The following is a 19,522-nucleotide window of genomic DNA, read 5'->3' on the forward strand; positions in this document are numbered from 1 at the left end:
CCGGTTAATGCACTCCTGTCCGCGGTTCCTCCCGCTCATAGAAGCCGATGTCGTCCAGCATAATCTTGTCTTCTGTCCCTTGCAGATAAAAGGTGATACCCTTCAGACTGTCCGGATCAAGCTCAGGCTCTTCCTCAAGGAACAGCTCGAAGGGCAGCTTGTACGTCTGGTAGACGGCCTCCGAGAGGTTGCTGAATTTGCCGTCACTGATCCGCTCCTCCAGCCATGGACTAAGCGTAAATTCCGTCTGCGGCAGCGGCAGAATGTCCATCACCTCGTCCAGAGGGATTCTTGCGGCGGTATCCTTGCTGTCGGTTAGCTCCACCTCCACATCCGGGGAGAGCTCAACCTCCGGCAGCGGCTTGGAATCTCCGTCCTCGTTAGGATCGGAATTATGGTTCGCCAGGGAGAAGGTCAGCCCCTCTACGGCAGGGGATTCCGCAAGCGTCCGGGTCAGCGTGTCGCTGAGCCTAATGCTGTAAGCGGCCTCGGCATCCGCAGGCTCCTGATCCGGGCTTGCGCTGCGCTCCAGCAGAATACCATAAGAGGGCTTATTGTTCCGCTCGCGGTCCTTCGCGGCCTCTTCGCTCCATTGAAGCCCGGCAGTTGAGACGGTCCCGCCTTGGACGGCACCTCTCTTGCGGTCTTCATCATAGTCAGCCACCGTAATATAGTTCCCGCTCTGGAAGCGGTTATAGTAGGCGGTATCCGGCAGCCACCGGGCGCCGCTACGGTAATCGCGGAACAATTGCCGGTATTCGGACTTTCCGTGCACCGTGGTCTCCAGGAAGGCAGAGACATAGATCTTGGCGATCTGCCGCTGCTGCTCCCCGTCCATGATCCGTGAGCGCTTCAGGAAGAGGCCGGTTGGCAGCGTCTGGTCGTATAGCCCCCAGTCCGTATTGAACTGGCTATGATTAGCGTCGGCAATATAGAGCGAGCTTTTGAAGCCAGGGGTATTGCCGGTGTAGGAAGCACGCATATATTGCCGGTCCCCGTAGAAATCATGCACATCGCCGTCACGGGCGCCCTGCAGGGTCAGGTAGCTCACATCGGTTAGACGGGCCTGCTTGCTGTCGATTATTTTATCCGTAGGGGCCAGGGCAATGACTGAAGTAATATGGAACTGCTGAAGGGCGTCCAGAGCCGGATCACCGCTGAACCAGCGTGACGCATCCGCAGCCATCGCTACGGCCTGCCCGCCGCGGCTGTGGCCCAGCAGCGCAACAGAGTCATAATCAACCTTCTGGTAAAAGGGGGTGCCAGGCTGCTCCGCGAAGCTGCCGATCTGCTGCAGATGCTTCAGAATCATCCAGGTCCGCGCCTTGAAGTCGTTGTCCGGAATACCCGACCAGGCCGAATAATTCAGGAAATTCTCATCCAGGGTGACCGCGATGAAGCCCCGGCTGGCCAGTAATTCACCAAGATAGGCATAGCCGTCCTCGGAGAAGTCCTCCATCATATGATTTCCATGCACCATGAGCACCAGCGGATAAGGCCCGTCCCCATCCGGCATCCACACTCTGGCATTCAGCGGGAGGGAAGCGGGATCGAACCCCCAGAACAGGGTCCGCAGCACGGGCCAGGAAGAGATATACCCGGTAGCGTCTACGGAAGCGGAGGCTAGCAGGACATCCTTGCCATACGCCTTGCGCTGCAGATCCTTGCCGCTGCCATAGGTGAAGGTGTGGAACTCATAGACGCCCGGCTGGGTGGGATCGTCCGCCGTTACGGGAAGCACCTGTCCGTCCGCCGCCAGACTCTGAAGCGAGGGTGCAGATACCGGGCTGCTTCCCGTCCCATAGCCATAGGCCAGTGCGAAGGGGGAGAGGAAGAGTGCCGCTGCCAGCAGACCACCGGTGAGCATTCTCCGGGTCCGCAGAAGACCGGCCGCAAGTCCCCCTATCCCGCAGGCCAAGGCTGCGATACAGGCGACAACGGCTGCAGCTCCAAGCTCCAGATCGGAAAAATACAGGATGAGTAGTACAGCCCCATAGGTGCTGAGCAAAGAGCCCGCGAACAGATGCGGACAGCGGAGTCCAGTTAGGGAGAGCAGCACAGCCAGCAGATTGCCGGCCAGCGCCATAACAAGCGTCCCCGCGCCGGCTGCCAGCATAATATCCGCTGCGCTTCCGAGTCCGGTAGGAATACCCATAATAACTATAGAAAAAGCCAGAATGCATAGAATCCAAGGACCGCTGAGCGCAGTCCTCCATAAGGTGGTATCGTATCTGTACGTCTCCAGAATGCGTCTGCCCAGTTCTCTGAGTACGCGCCTGTGCAGCCGCGGTCCCTGCGGCGCGGGGCCATACTCCAAATCCATTCCCATGATTATTTCCCCCTATAAGATGTAGCAATGATATTACTTTGGGGCAACAATAACAAGTGGGTCTTACAGGAACTGGAGCCGCTCCCTGCTCCGGTCCCATCGATTGTAGTCTTTCATCCAAAGTGAAAAAAGGTTTGACAGCGCGGGAAGCGTTCAGTATTATAGCTGTATAACCTACTAAATGGGTAGGAATAATAGAATAAGTTCTTACCGTACAGACGGAGGAACGCCTGCTTCAGGCTCGCAGATACGTGTCTACAAGACCGGTTTGACTTGCCGCAAGCGGGCTTTCCTGCGTCTATTGCTTGTTACAAGACTATTATGGGGAGTGGGCTAAGATGACAAAAGGGATCAAGAAGGGGCTTCTCGCCGGGTTTGCATTGATATTGACGGCAGGGCTTACGGCTTGCGGGAACAGTAATACAGGGAACAGTGCGGGTGCAGGAACAGCGGCCCCGGCAGCAACAGAAGCGGCTGCGAATACGCCAGCTGCACCGGAATCCACCCAGACACAGTCCAAAGATCCTGTAGAGCTGCTGAATGTATCCTATGATCCAACGCGTGAGCTGTATGCGAACTACAACAAGGCCTTCGCCGCCTACTGGGAGCAGGAGACCGGACAGAAGGTAACAGTTAAGCAATCACATGGCGGATCGGGCAAGCAGAGCCGGGCCGTGCTGGACGGCCTGGAGGCAGATGTCGTTACACTGGCGCTCGGGTATGACATTGATGCGCTTCAGGAAGCTGGGCTGATCGGCGCGGACTGGCAGAGTAAATATGAGCATAACAGCTCCCCGTATACCTCCACCATCGTGTTCCTCGTCCGCAAAGGCAACCCGAAAGGCATCAAGGACTGGCCGGATCTGCTGAAGGAGGGCGTAGAGGTCATCACCCCTAACCCCAAGACCTCCGGAGGTGCCCGCTGGAACTATCTAGCTGCCTGGGGCTATGCGCTGGACCACAACAATAATGATGAAGCCAAGGCTCAGGAATTCGTGCAAAAGCTGTTCAAAAATGTACCGGTCCTTGACACTGGCGCTCGCGGGTCCACCACTACCTTCGTGGAACGCGGCATCGGAGATGTGCTGATCGCTTGGGAGAATGAGGCGTATCTGTCCATCAAGGAGCTGGGTCCGGACAAATTCGAGATTGTGAATCCGTCAGAGAGTATTCTGGCTGAGCCGCCGGTTGCGGTGGTGGATAAGGTGGTCGATAAAAGGGGAACCCGTGAGGTAGCAGATGCCTACCTGAAATATCTCTACACCGAGGAAGGCCAGAAGATTGCTGCCGAGAACTATTACCGTCCGACACTGGATAGCGTGAAAGCCGGGTTCAAGGATCAATTCCCGGAGATCAAGCTGTTCACCCTGGCGGATAAATTCGGAACCTGGAAGGAGACCCAGGCGAAGCACTTCAATGACGGCGGGATTTTCGACAAAATCTACGTGCCGGGCAGCTGACCGTAAGATGCGGAACGGAGCTGCCCGGAACAGGTAAGGTGAATCTATGCAGGGCGGGTCCCGTCAAGGCTGATCGGCCACACGCCGAAGGCAGGAAAGGATGAATGGGCACATGAATGTCACGACCAAAGCTGCTGCAAGGACGGTGTCACGGCGCAAGCTGCTGCCGGGGTTCGGGATTACGATGGGGTTCAGCGTACTCTATCTGAGTCTTGTTGTCCTGCTGCCGCTGTCCGCGCTGCTCTTCAATTCAACGGGGCTGAGCTGGGCCAAGTTCTGGGATGTGGCTACGGATGCGCGCGTCCTGGCCTCCTACCGTGTCAGTCTGAGTACGGCGGGCGCTGCGGCCCTGATCAATGTTGTTCTGGGACTGCTGCTGGCCTGGGTGCTGGTGCGGTATGAATTCCCCGGTAAAAGAATCTTCGACGCCCTGATCGACCTGCCGTTCGCGCTCCCTACAGCCGTGGCGGGCGTATCGCTGACCGCCCTCTATTCCCAGAACGGCTGGATCGGCTCCCTGCTGACGCCGCTGGGCTTCAAGGTAGCCTTCACGCCGCTGGGCATCACGCTGGCGCTGATGTTCATCGGCATTCCTTTTGTCGTCCGCACGGTGCAGCCGGTGCTGGAGGATCTGGACAGGGATATGGAGGAAGCCGCTGCTACGCTGGGGGCAGGCCGCAGGCGTACCTTCCTGCGGATTGTCCTGCCGGAGCTGTTGCCTCCGCTGCTTACGGGCTTCGCCCTGGCGTTCGCCCGGGGCATTGGCGAGTACGGCTCTGTCGTGTTCATCTCCGGCAATATGCCAATGCGCACAGAGATCGCCCCGCTGCTGATCATGTCCAAGCTGGAGCAGTTCGATTACGCCGGAGCGACCGCCGTGGCCCTGATTCTGCTGTTGCTTTCCTTCCTGATGCTGCTGGTTATCAACAGCCTTCAGCATTGGGCGCGGAGGAGCTCGCGATAAGGGAGAACGGGTATATGCTTCATAAAACTTAAGTGAATGCTTCCGAAGTGAGTTTTGCACGAAGCAGATTCAGGAAGCCTATGCTAACAAAACTTAAGCGTATGCTTCCGAAGCGAGTTTTATTGCGATGTGTAGTCATGAAGTAGATGCTTCATAAAACTTTTAGGAGGAATAAATATGGCCGGTACGGTTCCCCTGCGTGTCCCTGGGCCGAGAACAGGCGCGTCATCGCCCTCTACGACAGAGTCACAAGCGGTGAAATGGGTGCTCATCTCCTTGGCCGGCCTGGTCCTGCTCTGGCTGATTGCGCTGCCGCTGATCATTGTGCTGGTGGAGTCGCTGAAGCGGGGGCTGGATGTCTACTGGGCCGCATTGACCGACCCGGATGCCGCCTCGGCGCTGAAGCTGACGCTGCTGGTCGCCGCGATTACGGTTCCGCTGAATACGGTCTTTGGCGTCATGGCGGCGTGGGCGGTGACCAAGTTCCGTTTTCGCGGCAAAGGCTTTCTGATCACGCTGATCGATCTGCCTTTTGCCGTATCACCGGTGATTGGCGGGCTGATCTTCATTCTGGTGTTCGGCTCGCACGGCTGGTTCGGCCCCTGGTTAAGCGACCATGATATCAAAATCGTCTTCGCCCTGCCGGGCATCGTGCTGGCTACGCTGTTTATCACGTTCCCGTTCGTGGCCCGCGAGCTGATCCCGCTGATGGAGGAGCAGGGCACGCAGGAGGAGGAGGCTGCCATTACACTCGGGGCGCACGGCTGGCAGATCTTCTGGCGCGTGACGCTGCCGAATATCAAGTGGGGCCTGCTGTATGGCATTATTCTCTGTAATGCACGGGCCATGGGCGAGTTCGGCGCCGTCTCGGTGGTGTCCGGGCATATTCGCGGCGAGACGAATACTTTGCCGCTGCATGTCGAAATTTTGTACAACGAATATCAGTTTTCGGCATCCTTCGCGGTGGCTTCTTTGCTGCTTCTGCTGGCCCTCGTGACGATGATTGTGAAAGGCTTGCTTGTACGCAAAAATGCGCATTGACAGCTATTGGGTGCCGTGCTAAGTTAATTCATAGTATACAAGGTGGTAATTACGGAATTTAGTGGAGTTACTTCCCTAACCGGGAAAGGGAGGCTTGCGAATGGCTAAACCACTGAAGGTGGATGAGGTATGGCTTGCACGGATCACGGAACTGCTCGACGATATGGAATTCGGCTCTTTGCACATCGTGGTGCATGAAGGCCAAATCGTACAGATGGAGCGCACGGAGCGCAAACGTTTCGAGAACAGCACAGCAAATACACGTGGTAGTGGAGAGACCGGAAGCCGGCGGACCGATACCCGTATTGGGGGATGAGGATAATCCAAAAAGACCTTCGATTGGGAAACCAATGGAAGGTCTTTTTGGATTGACTGTCAGTAACGTGGATTGCGCCGTGATCCGCTCAGCCCTTCTACGAGCAGAATAATAGCGGTAATTGCATGCATAATCCAGCCGACAAAAGGAATCAAGGCAACCACCGAGGTGACCACGCCCACTGCATTCCCGATGATCGGACCGCGCTCTCTCAGCAGAATGATTATGGCTACAGCATGCAGCAGAAAAGCGATTCCTAGCGGAGCCCAGGCATTTGCCACGACAAAGCTTCCCCCGATAATCGGCAGCGCCAGAAAAGCCTCATAAGCGAAAGTTCCCCATTTGAATAGTTTCCCTGTAGGAGACATAATTACTTCACCAACCTTCCAAAATAATAGTGTTGTTTGTCTATCCACAGTTTACCCAAGGACACGGGGTAAGAATAACCTGCCCGCCCTCAGAGAGCAAGTGCTGTGTTTTGAGTTATTGTACGCCGGAGGAGGCGGGGCGTTTCAATTTTGAACAAATACATATATATTGGTATCAGTATGGCAGCGGGATCTGCTTGCAGATTGCAGGATATTGGAGGAGAATTATGACAAATTCAGCACAGCCGGAGATCCGGCAGGAGCTGCCCTCAGTTGAGGATTATCTGGCGCTGCGGCAGGAAGCCGGGCTTAGTCCGATGAGCATAGAGGGAGCGTCCGCCGGACTGCCTAACTCCGCTTTTGCGGTGTCGGTGTATGTGGGGGAGCTGCTGGTGGGAATGGGCAGGGTAATTGGGGACGGGGGATGTTTTTTTCAAGTGAAGGATATAGCAGTGAAGCCTTCCTTCCAGGGACGGGGTCTCGGAAAAACCATCATGGGGGAAATCCGCACATTCCTGGACAGTGTGCCGGAGAAGGCATATATCAGTCTCATTGCTGACGGGGAAGCGGCCAAGCTGTATGCCAAATACGGGTTCGCGCCGGTAATGCCTGCTTCACAGGGAATGTTCCTGCGGCGATAAATAGTGTGAACTCGTGTAATGATAAGGGATAGCAGATTAGGAAAGTGAGGCAGCGGGAGAATGGATATTGTAGTGTTTGGAGCATCGGGCAGGGTTGGAAGTGCCATCGTACAGGAAGCGTTAAAAAGAAAACATGAGGTCACGGCTGCGGTACGCAGACCAGAAGCCTTCGGCCTCCAGCATGAGCGGCTGCAGGTGGTGGCTGCTGATCTGCTGGACCCGGCCTCGGTAACGGCAGCCGTGCGCGGGCATGAAGAGGTAATCAGTGCGTTCGGTCCGGCGGCGGGGCATGAGAATGATCTGCTGCGGGTGGCGGATTCACTGCTGGAGGGAATGCGGGCAGCTGGGCTTGAGCGTCTGATCATTGTCGGCGGAGCAGGCAGCCTCAAAACAGAATCGGGAGAATGGCTGATGGACACCGCCGGATTCCCCGAGGACTACCGCGCGCTGGCTTCGGCTCATGCTAATGCCTATGAGATCTATAGAGGATCAGAGCTGGATTATACGTATCTTAGTCCGCCTGCTGCTCTGGTAGACGGGCGCCGCACCGGCCAGTTCCGTATCGGCCTCGACCGGCTTATTGTAGATGAAGACGGCCGGAGCGGCATCAGCATCCAGGACTTCGCTGTGGCGGTCATCGATGAGCTGGAGGAAGGCAATTTCAGCAGGGCCAGGTTTACTGTAGGATATTGATTTTACTGTAGGGTATTGATGGGAGTGTACGCGGAGGCGGAAGGTGAAAAGGCAGCGGTAGAGTCAGCGGCAGGTTTAATCGCACTCTGTACAACTAAAACGCCTGATTTTACAAGGATTATCCGTTTAGTTGTAGTCTGTACATTTAAAACTCCCTCAGTGCCGGGATTCTCCCCAATCGGGCAGATTTAGTTGTACAAACTACAACTAGAAGAGGAAGGCTGTGCTTTTGAGTGTTTGTAGGTGTATGGAATACAACTATGGATGCAAGTATGCTTACTTTAAATTATATTTACCTATTTACTTATCTGGTCCTCAGGACTGAATAGTTGGAATCATTACAAGCAGGTAGTTGTGAATCCTTATCTATCTAACATAGAGGTCCTCTTCGTAGCGGGAGGACTTTTTGCTGTATAGGCCGATCCTTACTCGTTACTCGTTGGCCGCCATGAGCTACCTGGGGCATTTGTTTGCTGAAACGGGACTTAGTACAATCGAAGCAACTATAAAGGAGGTCTGGACCAATGGATGTAGTGACAGCGGAGGAGATGCGGGCATTCGACCGCAACACGATTGAGCGGCTGGGCATCCCGGCCATCGCCCTGATGGAAAATGCCGGACGGGCTATTGCCGAGGAGGTCATCGCCTTGTGCCGCCGCCGGGCAAGCTCGGCTGGTGGCGGGGCGTGGGGGGCTGGAGCGGTTGATGGTGGAGTGCGGAGGAATGAAGCGGGAGTGCCAGGTAGTGATGTGGGGCGGGACGGAGCGGGTGTAGTTGGTGGAAATGCACGGCGTGTTGGAGCAGGCACGGCTGGAGGTGGAGTGCGGAGTAGCGAAACGGTATCAACTGGTGGCGTAGCGGATGCGTCCAGCGGGCGCGGGGCACCAGGCTTCGGCACTGACGCTGCGGGCTTCACCGTCAGCGGAGATGCGGCGCTGATGCTTGCCGGTGCCGGCGGAGAGCATTGGCTCGTCCTCGCCGGCAAGGGCAACAACGGCGGCGATGGCCTCGCCGCCGCCAGGCATCTGCGTGAGGCCGGCATCGCCGTCACGCTGGTGTACGCGGCCGCGCCGGAGTCGCTGGCCGGCGAAGCCGCGCTGCAGCGTGATGCCGCTGCAGCCATGGGCATTCCTGCCGTAGTCTACGGCAAGGATGCCCTGGACCTTGCCGCATGCAGCGGCATCGTAGATGCGCTGCTCGGCACAGGCAGCGCGGGAGCCCCGCGCGGTGCCTATGCGGAGCTGATTGCCGCTGCGAACGCCAGCGGCAGAGCCATTGTGTCCGCGGACATCCCCAGCGGGCTGGATGCGGACACGGGGGAGACGCATGAGCCATGCATTCATGCGTCAGTGACCGTCTGCCTCGCGTTCCTGAAGCGAGGGCTGCTGCAATATCCCGGCGCAGAGGCCGCCGGGCGGGTCGTGGTCCGCTCCATCGGTATACCCGCTGCCCTTGCCCGGGAGGGCGGCGTCAAGGTCAGCCTGCTGACGCCGGAAGTACTGACGGCGCGCCTTAAGGTTGACCTGGCGCGCCGCCGTTCGCCCGAGGGCCACAAGGGCACCTACGGGCATGTCCTGCTTGCAGCAGGAAGCCTGCGCATGAGCGGCGCAGGCCTGTTGTCTGCCCGCGCTGCACTGCGTGCAGGCTGCGGGCTGGTAACTTGGGCGCTGCCGGAGAAGCTGCTGCCCTATGTGATCGGTTCCGTACCGGAGCTGATGCTGGCCCCGGTCGCCGGAGGCGACGGGGAGTGGAAAGCGGGTACGGCCGCTGAAGTGCTGCGGCTGAGTGCCAGCCGCGATTGTATAGCCATCGGCCCCGGCCTGGGCCGGTTCGAAGGAGATACGGAGTGGCTCCGCAGACTGTGGGAGGAGACGGACGGTCCTATGGTTATCGATGCGGATGCGTTGAATATACTGGCAGATGCCGATTACCGGAGCTGGAGCCGCCGCCATCCGGTTATTCTGACCCCGCATCCGGGGGAGATGGCCCGTCTGGCGGGAATATCTACAGCGGAGGTGCAGCGGGACCGGATCGGATTGGCATTGTCCTACGCAGTTGAGCATGGAGTGATCCTTGTGCTCAAAGGCGCCCATACCGTAATAGCAACGCCTGAAGGGCAGGCCTATATCAATATCACCGGGCATCCCGGCATGGGTACCGGCGGTGCGGGGGATGTGCTGACTGGCATCATCTCCGGTCTGCTGGCCCAGGGTCTGGATGCGGATCAGGCCGCAGCGTTCGGAGTTTACCTGCACGGGCTGGCCGGAGAACGCGCCGCCCGGAAGCGGGACCATCCTGCCGCCCTGATCGCTGGGGATATTATCGAGGCGCTGTAAGTGTAAGCACCGGGTTTGATGTCTCCAACCAACAGCGCCAGCCCTCCGGCAACATTTCATTAACAAGTTCAAGCTCTTGCTCGCTCTGGCGCACGGGCTGCTTGGAGTTCAAAGTCTATGTTAGTCTGCTGTCTGCTTGAGCGGATAATTAGGTGGATTTTGTCCACCTGCTGATGAGCGGATGAGCTCTGGCGGGACGTTAGTTGGATAAACGGCACTTAATTTAGCACATTTCACCCCAGGCGACAAAACTAACTTTATTAGTTGGAGCTTTTCCACTTGCCTGCCTGTAAACGGCAGAAACGGATGAAATAAGACACATTTCTCCAATTGTTTGCTTCGGGCATCCTATTGAGCGCGATGCACCGGACGATAAGAGTTAACGCAATGTGCCAGCGCGAGGTCATCGGGCCCAATGTAATCGAAAAACCGACTACATTGGTCGTGACGGAGACGTGTGGTCCAAATATAGTCGAAAAACCGACCATATTGGGCCTGACGGAGACGTGTGGTCCAAATATAGTCGAAAAACCGACCACATTGGTCGTGACGGAGACGTGTGGTCCAAATATAGTCGAAAAACCGACCATATTGGGCCTGACGGAGGCGTGTGGTCCCAATGTATGCGGAAAACCGAACACAATGTGCGGTGAGAAGGGTTTGCGGTTTCCGAATACTGATCCCATCCAGCCCGGCCTCCAGCCTTACCCGCTATCCCAGCCCTCCCCAATGCCCCCGCCTGAACCCGCCCTGATCAGAACAAGACCAGACAGACAAGCGGAATGAACAGAGCGAAGAAGGGAAGCAGGATCGGGAAGCGTTCGCCCGCGATTTGGGCGATGCGGAACAGCAGCAGGATTGCGAGTCCAGTAAGGCCGGAGACGAGGGCGTCGCCGCCCTGCTCCGCAGCGAGCCACAGGCCGGCGCCATAGCCGGCAATGGCGTACAGGGCCAGTGCCGGGCTGAGCGAGGTGGAACGGAACAAGCGCAGCAGCGCATCGGCCAGGATGGCAGCCGGTAGGCCGTAGGCGTAGATGGCATAAGGCACCGATACCGGCCAGCCGGACGGAATTCCGTTCTCATAGCCATGGATCAGCATGAACAGGGAGATCAGGATGAAGGTCAATCCGGCGGCCGACAGCTTGGTCAGAGCGTACATGCCCGCATTCAGGCGGACAGAAGGCAGGTTGAAATCCTTGTGTTGATTCATCGCTATACATCCTTTCGGGTTGGGGAATGAACACGGCCGGAATGACCGGCTGAAGCCTGGACATGGATCAGCTGGTCACCATGTCCCCGCCGTTAACATGAATGCAGGTGCCGGTTACATAAGAAGCATCATCGCTGGCCAGGTAGACATAGGCTCCTGCCAGTTCGTAAGGCTGTGCCGCACGTTTGAACGGAGTCTCAGTACCGAAGGCACTGACCTCCTCCGCAGAGAAGCTGGCAGGAATCAGCGGCGTCCAGACCGGACCGGGAGCTACGCTGTTGACACGGATGCCGCTGCCGGCGAGGGACAAGGCGAGAGAACGGGTGAAAGAGACGATAGCGCCCTTGGTGGACGAATAGTCTATCAGCTCCTTGTGGCCCCGGTAAGCAGTTATGGAGGCGGTGTTAATGATGCAACTCCCGGGATGCAGATGCGGAAGCGCCGCCTGAGTCAGGAAAAAAAACGGGAAAATGTTCGTCCGGTACGTCTGATACAGCTGCTCCTCCGAAATATCCAGAATACTCTTCTGCGGATATTGAACGCCGTGGTTATTGACCAGAATATCCAGCTTGCCGAAGGTCCGCACGGTATGCTCTACCGCTGCGAAGCAGCATTCCTTATGGCGCAGGTCCGTCTCGATCCGCAGGCATCGGCGACCCAGCTCTTCAATCCGGCGCTGGGTCGCTGCGGCATCGGCAGCTTCATCCAGATAGGCGATAGCAATATCTGCTCCCTCTCTGGCAAAAGCGAATGCCGCCGCTCTTCCAATACCGCTGTCTCCGCCGGTAATCAGCGCGGTCTTTCCCTGAAGCCGCCCGCTTCTGCCTTGCGGCTGCTCGCTGATTGGAGGCGGCTGCATCACGCTCTCCAGCCCGGGCTGGTGGTCCTGGTGCTGAGGGGGGAAAGCGACAGGCTGCACATGACAGACCGTCTTTTCACCATAATAAGGATACACGGGGTTCATCTGGGGTTACTCCTCCTTGCTGGCTCATCTCTTCCGTATATGGGTATGCATACGCCCAGAAAAGCGTGCGGCGTGAAGTGGAGTCATTAACTTAGAAATGGGGGAAATGAATGATGTATAGAGCAATGATAGGGGACGATTACGACGCGGCTTATCAGTTATGGGAGAATACGGACGGAATGGGCCTCAGTGAAGCCGACTCACGTGAGCATATTATCCGTTATCTGGAGCGGAATCCGGGGATCAGCCAGGTGTGCGTGAAGGAAGATGGCACTCTAATGGGCACAGCGATGTGCGGGCATGACGGACGCCGAGGCTATATGTATCATGTGGCTGTCGACAGCGGCAGCCGGGGAAGCGGTACAGGCCGTGAGCTGGTGAGGCGTTGCCTCGCGGAGCTGCGGGAAGCAGGCATAACGAAATGCCATCTCATGGTGATCGAAGATAATGCCCTGGGCCGCAGCTTCTGGACCCGTATCGGCTGGCAGGAGCGGGACGGGCTGTTGCTTTTCTCGAAATAAGAGCAGCGGATAATAGGTCACAATTCATGTAATAGTGTAGCTTTGGTGCGGACGCAGTATAATATATAGGTGCTGTACAATGAACGGATGGACATCCTTACATCATTCGCTGTACATGGCCGAATTCAGATAGCGGGAGACCAGAACTATGAGATTTAAAGATGTATTCTCAATTATAGGTCCGGCCATGGTCGGGCCTTCCAGTTCTCATACAGCGGGAGCCGCGCGGATCGGACGGGCGGCAAGGCAGGTGCTTGGTGAGCTGCCGGGAGAGGCCGAGGTTACGTTCTTTGGTTCTTTTGCCGCGACTTATCAGGGACACGGGACAGACCGGGCGATCGCCGGAGGCCTGCTTGATTTCGCCACGGACGACCACCGGCTGCCGGATTCCATTGAGCTTGCGGCCGAAGCCGGGATGAGCATCTCCTTTGGTCAGGGAACGGGGCTGTTTCCCCATCCCAATACGGTCCGTCTGCGTCTTGCAGGCAGGGAGAGCGGGACAGAGATGACCCTAACCGGCACCTCCATCGGCGGCGGCAATATTGAGATTGTGGATATTGACGGCTTCAGTGTGAAGCTGACCGGCATGTACCCGACGGTGCTGATTCAGCATATGGATTATCTGGGTGTGCTGGCCAGTGTTACGGATGTTATGCGGGAGGGCCAGTTCAATATCGGACATATGTCACTGGACCGGAAGAACCGCAGCGGCGCAGCCCTAACGGTGCTGGAGCTGGATGAGCCAGCCACGGCGGAGCTGCTGGAGAAGCTGCGGGCACTTCCGGCAGTGAAGAGCGTCAAGGTAATCGATTTGAATGGCAATACACAAGAACAGACACAGAAGGGGAAGGACATCACAACATGAATTTTCAAACACTCAGCCAGCTGGCTGTACTATGCGGGGAGCGGGAGCTGGGAATCGGCGCTCTAATGCTTGAGGAGCAGAGCGCCGAATCCGGCCGTTCTCAGGAGCAGGAATTCGCCACCATGCGCGAGTATTACGGGGTCATGAAGGAAGCGGTGCAGCGCGGCATGACCGAAGACACCACCTCACGCAGCGGCCTGACAGGGCTGGATGCCCAGCGGGTGGCCGCCTATAATGCAGCGGATGAGCCTTGTCTCGGGGGACCGGCAGGCCAGGCGATGGCGTATGCCCTTGCCGTCTCTGAAGTGAACGCCTCCATGGGCCGGATTATTGCCACACCGACTGCCGGCTCCTGTGGGATTATTCCCGGTGTGTTCCTGAGCTGTCAGGAGCGCTTCGGCTGGGACGATGATTATATGGTCTCTGGTTTGTTCGCGGCTGGAGCGATAGGGTATGTTATTGCTAATAATTCTTTTGTATCGGGTGCGGAAGGCGGCTGTCAGGCTGAGGTGGGTTCAGCGATCGGCATGGCGGCGGGAGCGTTGACCGAGATGCGCGGCGGGACTCCGGCACAGGCTGTACATGCGGTAGGTCTCGCGCTCAAAAATACACTGGGGCTGATTTGTGATCCGGTAGGCGGACTTGTGGAGATTCCATGCATTGTCCGCAACGGCTTCGGTGCCGTTACGGCGCTGGCGGCGGCGGATATGGCCCTGGCCGGCGTCCGCAGCGTGATTCCGTCCGATGAAGTGATCAAGGTCATGCTGGAGGTTGGCTCTGCGATGCCCGAGAAGCACCGGGAGACGGCCGGGGGCGGGCTGGCCCAGACCCCGACCGGCCGCCGGATTATGAAGGATCTGCGGAACCCGAAATAACCGCCCGGTCACAGGCGCTCCGCAGTCTGCCGTTCATCAGAGCATACGGAAGCGTTCCAGGTGCTCCCATAAGCCCTCCTGCCGGAGAATCTCCGCCTGCTTCGGGCCCATGAGGTCGAAGTGGGGGAACGGCTGGCGGTTATGAATATACCGCGCCGGGAGACCGTGCTTCTTGCACCACTCCCGCAGGCGGGGCAGATCGCTGCAGCCCACCTTGGTGACTGTTGTAATCTCAGGGTAGCGTTTATCGATCCAGTAATGGGTCAGGAACGCAATCTCCCCTGCGGAGACGGCCTGTTTCCAGCGGGTTAATTCCGCCCGGTTGATTCCAAAAGCCATGGCTGTTCATCCTTATCTGTAAGAGGAAGTAGACGATATATAACGCAAATATTACCGGAAGGAGAGTGTATTATGAACGGACAAGTAAGAGCGGATATCCGCCCCGGCATTCAGGTAGACATCGTACTGAAGCAGGATCAGGCGACCGGCAAGCTCACGCACGGCACAGTGAAAGACATCCTGACCAACTCGCCCCGCCATCCGCACGGAATCAAGGTGCGGCTGGCGGACGGCCAGGTTGGACGGGTCAAGAACATTACCGGCTCATAAATTGCTCCACTAACTGGTCGGCCTTCGTCTGATTGCATAAATTGCAGGCACAGACGCAGTTGTCCGGCGTAGTATGCCCGCCCTTGGCGCGGGGGAGCAGATGATCGATGGTATCCCCGTATTGGCCGCAGAAATAACAGGTATAGTTGTCCCGCGTCAAAATATAGGCGCGGAAGTCCTTGTTGCTGTATATGCGGCGGATCGTACGCCGGTTCACGACGATGGCTGCATGCTCCTTGACCAGCGTCACGGCAAGCTCAAGGTCGATCTCCTGATGCCAGCGGCGGCCCTTATCGCTGTGCCCGCGCATGAGAATCATGCCCTTGGACGAAGGAATCAGGGCAGAGGCATCCTGCGGATCGGGCTTCGGCCCGCGCTGCTGCGGAAGGCTGCGCCCGGTCTCGGCGGCATGCCGGGGACGCGCCTTGCCCTTAAGGCCGGCTGTGCCCGCGCTGCCTCTAGCGTCCCGGGCACGTTCCGGCCGGGACGCTGGACGGGGCTGGACTATGGGTGGCTTAGCCTTCTCGGGCGCAGCTGCCCCGGAGATAGAGACCGGCCCATTGTGCTGCTTGAGGGAGCCGGCCGGTCTGGCCTGGCGCTCCGGCAGGGCAGGCGCTACGCTTGAATGCACTGGCGGCAAGGAAGCTTCGGCCTCGCGGAGCTTGCGGCATTCCCGGCACGCTCCGCGCCGGGACACGCCCTTGGCGCGCTTGCCTGTGCGCCTGCGGAATTCAGCGAGCGGCTTAAGCTGATGGCAGTACGCGCATTTTTTGGATGGTGGTAGAGTTGTGGTCTCAGTCATAAGTGTACTTGGCAGAAGCGGCCCTTAAGCCGCAACCATCCAATCCCTTCTGTATTGTGAATGATAAGTACATATACTTGCATGCGTCCGTTGATGTCAGTAGTTGTCCTAATTGATACTAGTATAGCGTAAACCGCAGACATTCACACAGCAGGCACATCATGTAAATTTTCCGGAGTGTGATTTCTTTCCCGGCAATCTTGAGGAGAAATCTGTAAAATCTCAATAAAGCATAGGCGCTAACCAGAAATAGCCCTAATCCGTAGCCGGAAAACATGTGCCTGAAATGAGGAATGAGGATGAACGCAGCTAAAAAAATGCCAGTCGCTGTTAAGGTGCTGGTTGTACTTCAAGGTTTTTTGAGCTTGGGGGCTATCGCAGGCGGGCTGGCGCTGCTGGCAGATCCCAGCGGAGAATTGCTCGGCATGCCGGTCTCGGCAATGGTACGAATGCCCTTTCACAGCTTTGCTGTCCCTGGGCTGCTGCTGTTGTTCGTATTCGGCATGCTCCCGCTGCTCGTGCTGTACGGCCTCTGGAAGCAGCCGCAGTGGGCTTGGAGCTACGCCTTGACACCATTTAAGGAACGGCATGCGGCCTGGAGCTTTTCGCTCTATATCGGCTTCGGCCAGATTATCTGGATTATGGCGCAGACCTACATGTGGAACAGGGTCAGCTTGATTCATGTGTTCTATATGTCGCTGGGAATGCTGATTCAGATCGTGACGCTGCTGCCTGAGGTCCAAAGATATTTTATGCTGGACGGCCGTCCCGAAAGAAGTTAGAATGTCAGTGAACATAAAAGGGCTTACATTGAGCTGCGGGAGTGAACCGGAAATGACTACGATCTATGATATTGCCAAAAGGACCGGCTACTCACCAACCACAGTGTCCAAGGCGTTCAATAACTATTCCGATGTGCGGGCGAAGACGCGTGAGGAGATTCTGCGTACCGCCCGGGAGATGGGGTATCTTCCCAATGCGCATGCACGTACACTGACGACCAAGAAGTCCTGGACCATCGGTGTGCTGTTTGTGGAGAACACGGGGGCGGGAATCCGCCATCCTTTTTTCAGCGCAGTGATTGAGAGCTTCAAGCAGGTTGCCGTAGCCAAGGGCTATGCCCTCATGTTCATCTCGAAGGATGTCGGCGGCAAGCAGAGCGGATATCTGGAGAACTGCCGGATTCGCGGCGTCGACGGGGTGGTAGTGTTCCTCTCTGATTATGATGACCCGTATTTCCGGGAGCTGCTCGAGAGTGATATTCCGACCGTGGTGCTCGATTTCGAGACGGAGCTGTCGCATACAGTCTGTTCGGATAACATGACGGGTGCCCTGCAGGCGGTAGAGTATCTGGTTAGTCTTGGACACTGCCGGATTGCCCATATCTCGGGAGGCGGGAACACCTATCCGGGACAGCAGCGGGAGCTGGGGTACAGAACGGCGATGGAGCAGCAGGGATTTGAGGTGCCGGATGAATATGTGGTCCAGGGAGCCTTCTACGCGCTGGAGAATGGTTATGCTGCAATGAAGCGTCTGCTGGCCCTGCCGCAGCGGCCGACGGCTGTTTTTGCTTCGGGTGACTTGCTGGCCCTGGGTGCGGTCATGGCGGCTAAGGATCAGGGGCTTGCGGTGCCGGAGGATGTCTCGGTGATGGGCTATGACGACATTGAGCTTGCCGGATACGTCACGCCTGCGCTGACCACTGTACGCCAGAATACCGGACTGCTGGGGACCCGGGCGGCGGAGCTGCTGCTGGCATCTATGAACGGTCCAGGTACGGTTCAGGAAGCGCTTGTGCTGCCTGTGGAGATTATTGTGAGGGATTCCTGCGCACCGCCGCGCATGTGATGAAGGTGCGTTCATTCAGGAATACCTTTTTTTTTGGCAAAATCGAAACCGGTTTCGATTTCTTTCGTTTTCACCATTCGAAGAGGAGTGATTGACATGTTCACCGTTCAAACCGTAGTCACCGCAAAAGATACAGGAGATCGCCTGAGTTCCAAGGATGGCATTCAGTTTAGCGCAGAGGGCGCAGCGGCAAAAGCAGATATCGTGCTGCACCCGGAGCAGGCGTTCCAGACCATTATTGGTTTTGGCGGCGCGTTCACTGAAGCAGCGGCGTATACCTTGTCCCGGATGAGTCCGGCGAAGCGCACAGAGGTCATTCGGCGGTATTTCGATCCGGTAGACGGGCTGAATTACAGTATGGGCCGTGTGCATATCCATAGCTGCGACTTCGCACTCGGCAATTATACGTATGTGGAGGATGGGGATACGGAGCTTAAGACCTTTGATATCTCGCGTGATCATAAGTGGGTTTTGCCGCTGATTAAGGATGCCATGAAGGTCCGGGGCGGACCGTTCAGCATGCTGGCCTCCCCGTGGAGCCCGCCCGCCTGGATGAAGACCAACGGGGAGATGAACAACGGCGGCTCGCTGAAGCCGGAGTATGCGCCGGTCTGGGCACAGTACTATACCAAATTCATCGAGGCCTACCGCAAGGAATGCGTTCCGGTCTGGGCTGTCTCTGTGCAGAATGAGCCGGCAGCGGTGCAGACCTGGGACTCCTGCGTGTACAGTGCTGAGGAAGAGCGTGATTTTGTCAAAAACCATCTCGGCCCCGTGATGCACGAAGCCGGAATGGGCGATGTGAACATCGTGATCTGGGACCATAACCGCGATATTATGGTCGAGCGCGTGACCCCGATTCTGTCGGACCCGGAAGCTGCAAAGTATGTCTGGGGGACCGGTATCCACTGGTACGGCGGCGAGGAGTTCGGCAACGTGGAGCAGGTGCATGAGCTTTTCCCGGATAAGCATGTACTCTTCACTGAAGGCTGCCAGGAGGGCGGCGTTCGGCTGGGGGAATGGTTCACAGGAGAGCGCTACGGCCGGAACATGATTGGCGATCTGAATGCGTGGACGGAAGGGTATCTGGACTGGAATCTGGTGCTGGATGAGACGGGCGGGCCGAACCATGTGGGCAATCTCTGCGATGCTCCGGTGATTGCGGATACGGCTACAGACGAGGTCCACTACAACAGCTCGTATTATTACATCGGGCATTTCAGCAAATTCATCGCTCCGGGTGCGGTGCGGATCGGCATGGATTCGGCAGCGGCAGATGTGCTGGCCGCAGCGTTCCGCAATCCGGACGGCAGTCTCGCTGTGGTGTTGATGAACGAAGGCGGGGAAGCACGTACGCTGACGCTGGGACTGGGCACTGAAACCGCCGAATGCAGCCTGCCTGCGCACTCTATTGCGACACATCTGATTAGGCAGGGTTAGGCCTGCGGGGCAAGAGGAAGAGGGTTGGGACGGCGGAGTATGCTTGCAGGAGTAGAGGCTGTGATAGGTGGGCTAGGCGGAATGATGTGAGTCTGAAAGCATGGCAGCTTCCGGGTGCCGACGATTGTATTTTGTACACTAGATTCCTCCTATTCCCGCCTACATTAGCGATCTATTGCACTATGTACAGTAGAATTCTGCGAAAACGGCATTATAGGGCAGTAAGCCGGAAATCTGCTG

At 57.2% G+C, this 19,522-nt stretch carries 20 protein-coding genes; 14 read left to right on the forward strand and 6 right to left on the reverse strand.

All coding sequences use genetic code 11. The features are described from left to right. Positions 1–4: 4 nt before the first annotated feature. Positions 5–2,329 (reverse strand): alpha/beta hydrolase, encoded by a 2,325-nt coding sequence (locus NST43_RS00580; protein ID WP_339221842.1) that lies wholly within the window; start codon positions 2,327–2,329, stop codon positions 5–7. A gap of 338 nt (positions 2,330–2,667) precedes the next feature. Here NST43_RS00580 and NST43_RS00585 point away from each other — a divergent pair, with 338 nt between their 5' ends. From NST43_RS00585 to NST43_RS00600, 4 genes are all read left to right on the forward strand, one after another. After that, the gene (locus NST43_RS00585) at positions 2,668–3,789 is read left to right on the forward strand and encodes a sulfate ABC transporter substrate-binding protein (protein ID WP_339221844.1); all 1,122 of its coding nucleotides are present in this window, start codon (positions 2,668–2,670) and stop codon (positions 3,787–3,789) included. Between the two features lie 112 nt (positions 3,790–3,901). Then, a complete protein-coding gene (cysT, locus tag NST43_RS00590; RefSeq protein ID WP_339221846.1) occupies positions 3,902–4,753 on the forward strand; it encodes a sulfate ABC transporter permease subunit CysT in 852 nt (283 codons plus the stop codon). 177 nt (positions 4,754–4,930) lie between these two features. Continuing rightward, positions 4,931–5,794, forward strand: a complete 864-nt coding sequence (gene cysW, locus NST43_RS00595) for a sulfate ABC transporter permease subunit CysW (RefSeq protein ID WP_339221848.1) — start codon at positions 4,931–4,933, stop codon at positions 5,792–5,794. A 100-nt stretch (positions 5,795–5,894) separates the two neighbouring features. Continuing rightward, positions 5,895–6,110, forward strand: a complete 216-nt coding sequence (locus NST43_RS00600; protein ID WP_209994402.1) for a DUF2292 domain-containing protein — start codon at positions 5,895–5,897, stop codon at positions 6,108–6,110. A 59-nt stretch (positions 6,111–6,169) separates the two neighbouring features. On the opposite strand, the gene NST43_RS00605 is transcribed toward NST43_RS00600, so the two are convergent. Next, positions 6,170–6,478 carry a hypothetical protein gene (locus NST43_RS00605; RefSeq protein WP_209994401.1) on the reverse strand — a complete coding sequence of 103 codons (309 nt, stop codon included), beginning with the start codon at positions 6,476–6,478 and terminating at the stop codon, positions 6,170–6,172. 227 nt (positions 6,479–6,705) lie between these two features. Here NST43_RS00605 and NST43_RS00610 point away from each other — a divergent pair, with 227 nt between their 5' ends. The 3 genes from NST43_RS00610 (at position 6,706) to NST43_RS00620 (ending at position 10,148) form a co-directional block, all read left to right on the forward strand. Beyond that, complete coding sequence (locus tag NST43_RS00610) at positions 6,706–7,119, forward strand: GNAT family N-acetyltransferase (RefSeq protein ID WP_339221851.1); 414 nt, start codon at positions 6,706–6,708, stop codon at positions 7,117–7,119. 60 nt (positions 7,120–7,179) lie between these two features. Next, positions 7,180–7,812, forward strand: coding sequence for an NAD(P)H-binding protein (locus tag NST43_RS00615; RefSeq protein ID WP_339221853.1), 633 nt, complete (start codon positions 7,180–7,182; stop codon positions 7,810–7,812). Between the two features lie 524 nt (positions 7,813–8,336). Further along, complete coding sequence (locus NST43_RS00620; RefSeq protein ID WP_339221855.1) at positions 8,337–10,148, forward strand: NAD(P)H-hydrate dehydratase; 1,812 nt, start codon at positions 8,337–8,339, stop codon at positions 10,146–10,148. Positions 10,149–10,902: 754 nt separating this feature from the next. Here the strand turns inward: NST43_RS00620 and NST43_RS00625 are convergent. Together NST43_RS00625 and NST43_RS00630 are read right to left on the reverse strand one after the other, a co-directional pair. Continuing rightward, positions 10,903–11,358, reverse strand: a complete 456-nt coding sequence (locus NST43_RS00625; protein ID WP_209994864.1) for a hypothetical protein — start codon at positions 11,356–11,358, stop codon at positions 10,903–10,905. A 67-nt stretch (positions 11,359–11,425) separates the two neighbouring features. Next, the gene (locus tag NST43_RS00630; RefSeq protein ID WP_339221857.1) at positions 11,426–12,322 is read right to left on the reverse strand and encodes an SDR family oxidoreductase; all 897 of its coding nucleotides are present in this window, start codon (positions 12,320–12,322) and stop codon (positions 11,426–11,428) included. A 110-nt stretch (positions 12,323–12,432) separates the two neighbouring features. On the opposite strand from NST43_RS00630, the gene NST43_RS00635 reads away from it, so the two are divergent. The 3 genes from NST43_RS00635 to sdaAA all read left to right on the forward strand — a co-directional run bounded on the left by NST43_RS00635 (position 12,433) and on the right by sdaAA (position 14,583). Beyond that, positions 12,433–12,843, forward strand: a complete 411-nt coding sequence (locus tag NST43_RS00635) for a GNAT family N-acetyltransferase (protein WP_339221859.1) — start codon at positions 12,433–12,435, stop codon at positions 12,841–12,843. 148 nt (positions 12,844–12,991) lie between these two features. Then, on the forward strand, positions 12,992–13,708 hold the full coding sequence (gene sdaAB / locus NST43_RS00640) for an L-serine ammonia-lyase, iron-sulfur-dependent subunit beta (RefSeq protein WP_339221861.1): 717 nt from the start codon (positions 12,992–12,994) through the stop codon (positions 13,706–13,708). Next, on the forward strand, positions 13,705–14,583 hold the full coding sequence (gene sdaAA, locus NST43_RS00645; protein ID WP_036732726.1) for an L-serine ammonia-lyase, iron-sulfur-dependent, subunit alpha: 879 nt from the start codon (positions 13,705–13,707) through the stop codon (positions 14,581–14,583). The genes sdaAB and sdaAA overlap by 4 nt, the downstream gene beginning before the upstream one ends. A 36-nt stretch (positions 14,584–14,619) precedes the next feature. Here the strand turns inward: sdaAA and NST43_RS00650 are convergent, their stop codons facing one another. Then, positions 14,620–14,922 (reverse strand): hypothetical protein, encoded by a 303-nt coding sequence (locus NST43_RS00650; protein WP_209994860.1) that lies wholly within the window; start codon positions 14,920–14,922, stop codon positions 14,620–14,622. 72 nt (positions 14,923–14,994) lie between these two features. Here NST43_RS00650 and NST43_RS00655 point away from each other — a divergent pair, with 72 nt between their 5' ends. Further along, on the forward strand, positions 14,995–15,192 hold the full coding sequence (locus tag NST43_RS00655; protein ID WP_209877346.1) for a YwbE family protein: 198 nt from the start codon (positions 14,995–14,997) through the stop codon (positions 15,190–15,192). Here the strand turns inward: NST43_RS00655 and NST43_RS00660 are convergent. Beyond that, a complete protein-coding gene (locus tag NST43_RS00660) occupies positions 15,179–15,994 on the reverse strand; it encodes an HNH endonuclease (RefSeq protein WP_339221865.1) in 816 nt (271 codons plus the stop codon). The genes NST43_RS00655 and NST43_RS00660 overlap by 14 nt on opposite strands. A 299-nt stretch (positions 15,995–16,293) precedes the next feature. On the opposite strand from NST43_RS00660, the gene NST43_RS00665 reads away from it, so the two are divergent. From NST43_RS00665 to NST43_RS00675, 3 genes are all read left to right on the forward strand, one after another. Then, a complete protein-coding gene (locus NST43_RS00665; protein ID WP_339221867.1) occupies positions 16,294–16,776 on the forward strand; it encodes a hypothetical protein in 483 nt (160 codons plus the stop codon). Between the two features lie 52 nt (positions 16,777–16,828). Beyond that, entirely contained in the window at positions 16,829–17,842 is a 1,014-nt protein-coding gene (locus NST43_RS00670) for a LacI family DNA-binding transcriptional regulator (protein WP_339221869.1), read from the forward strand. Between the two features lie 96 nt (positions 17,843–17,938). Continuing rightward, positions 17,939–19,282: a glycoside hydrolase family 30 protein gene (locus NST43_RS00675; RefSeq protein WP_339221871.1), complete on the forward strand. Its 1,344-nt coding sequence runs from the start codon at positions 17,939–17,941 to the stop codon at positions 19,280–19,282. The last annotated feature ends 240 nt before the right edge of the window (positions 19,283–19,522 follow it).

Origin of the sequence: Paenibacillus sp. FSL H8-0332, from assembly GCF_037963835.1 — a bacterium.
GTDB classification, from domain to species: domain Bacteria; phylum Bacillota; class Bacilli; order Paenibacillales; family Paenibacillaceae; genus Paenibacillus_AQ; species Paenibacillus_AQ rhizoplanae.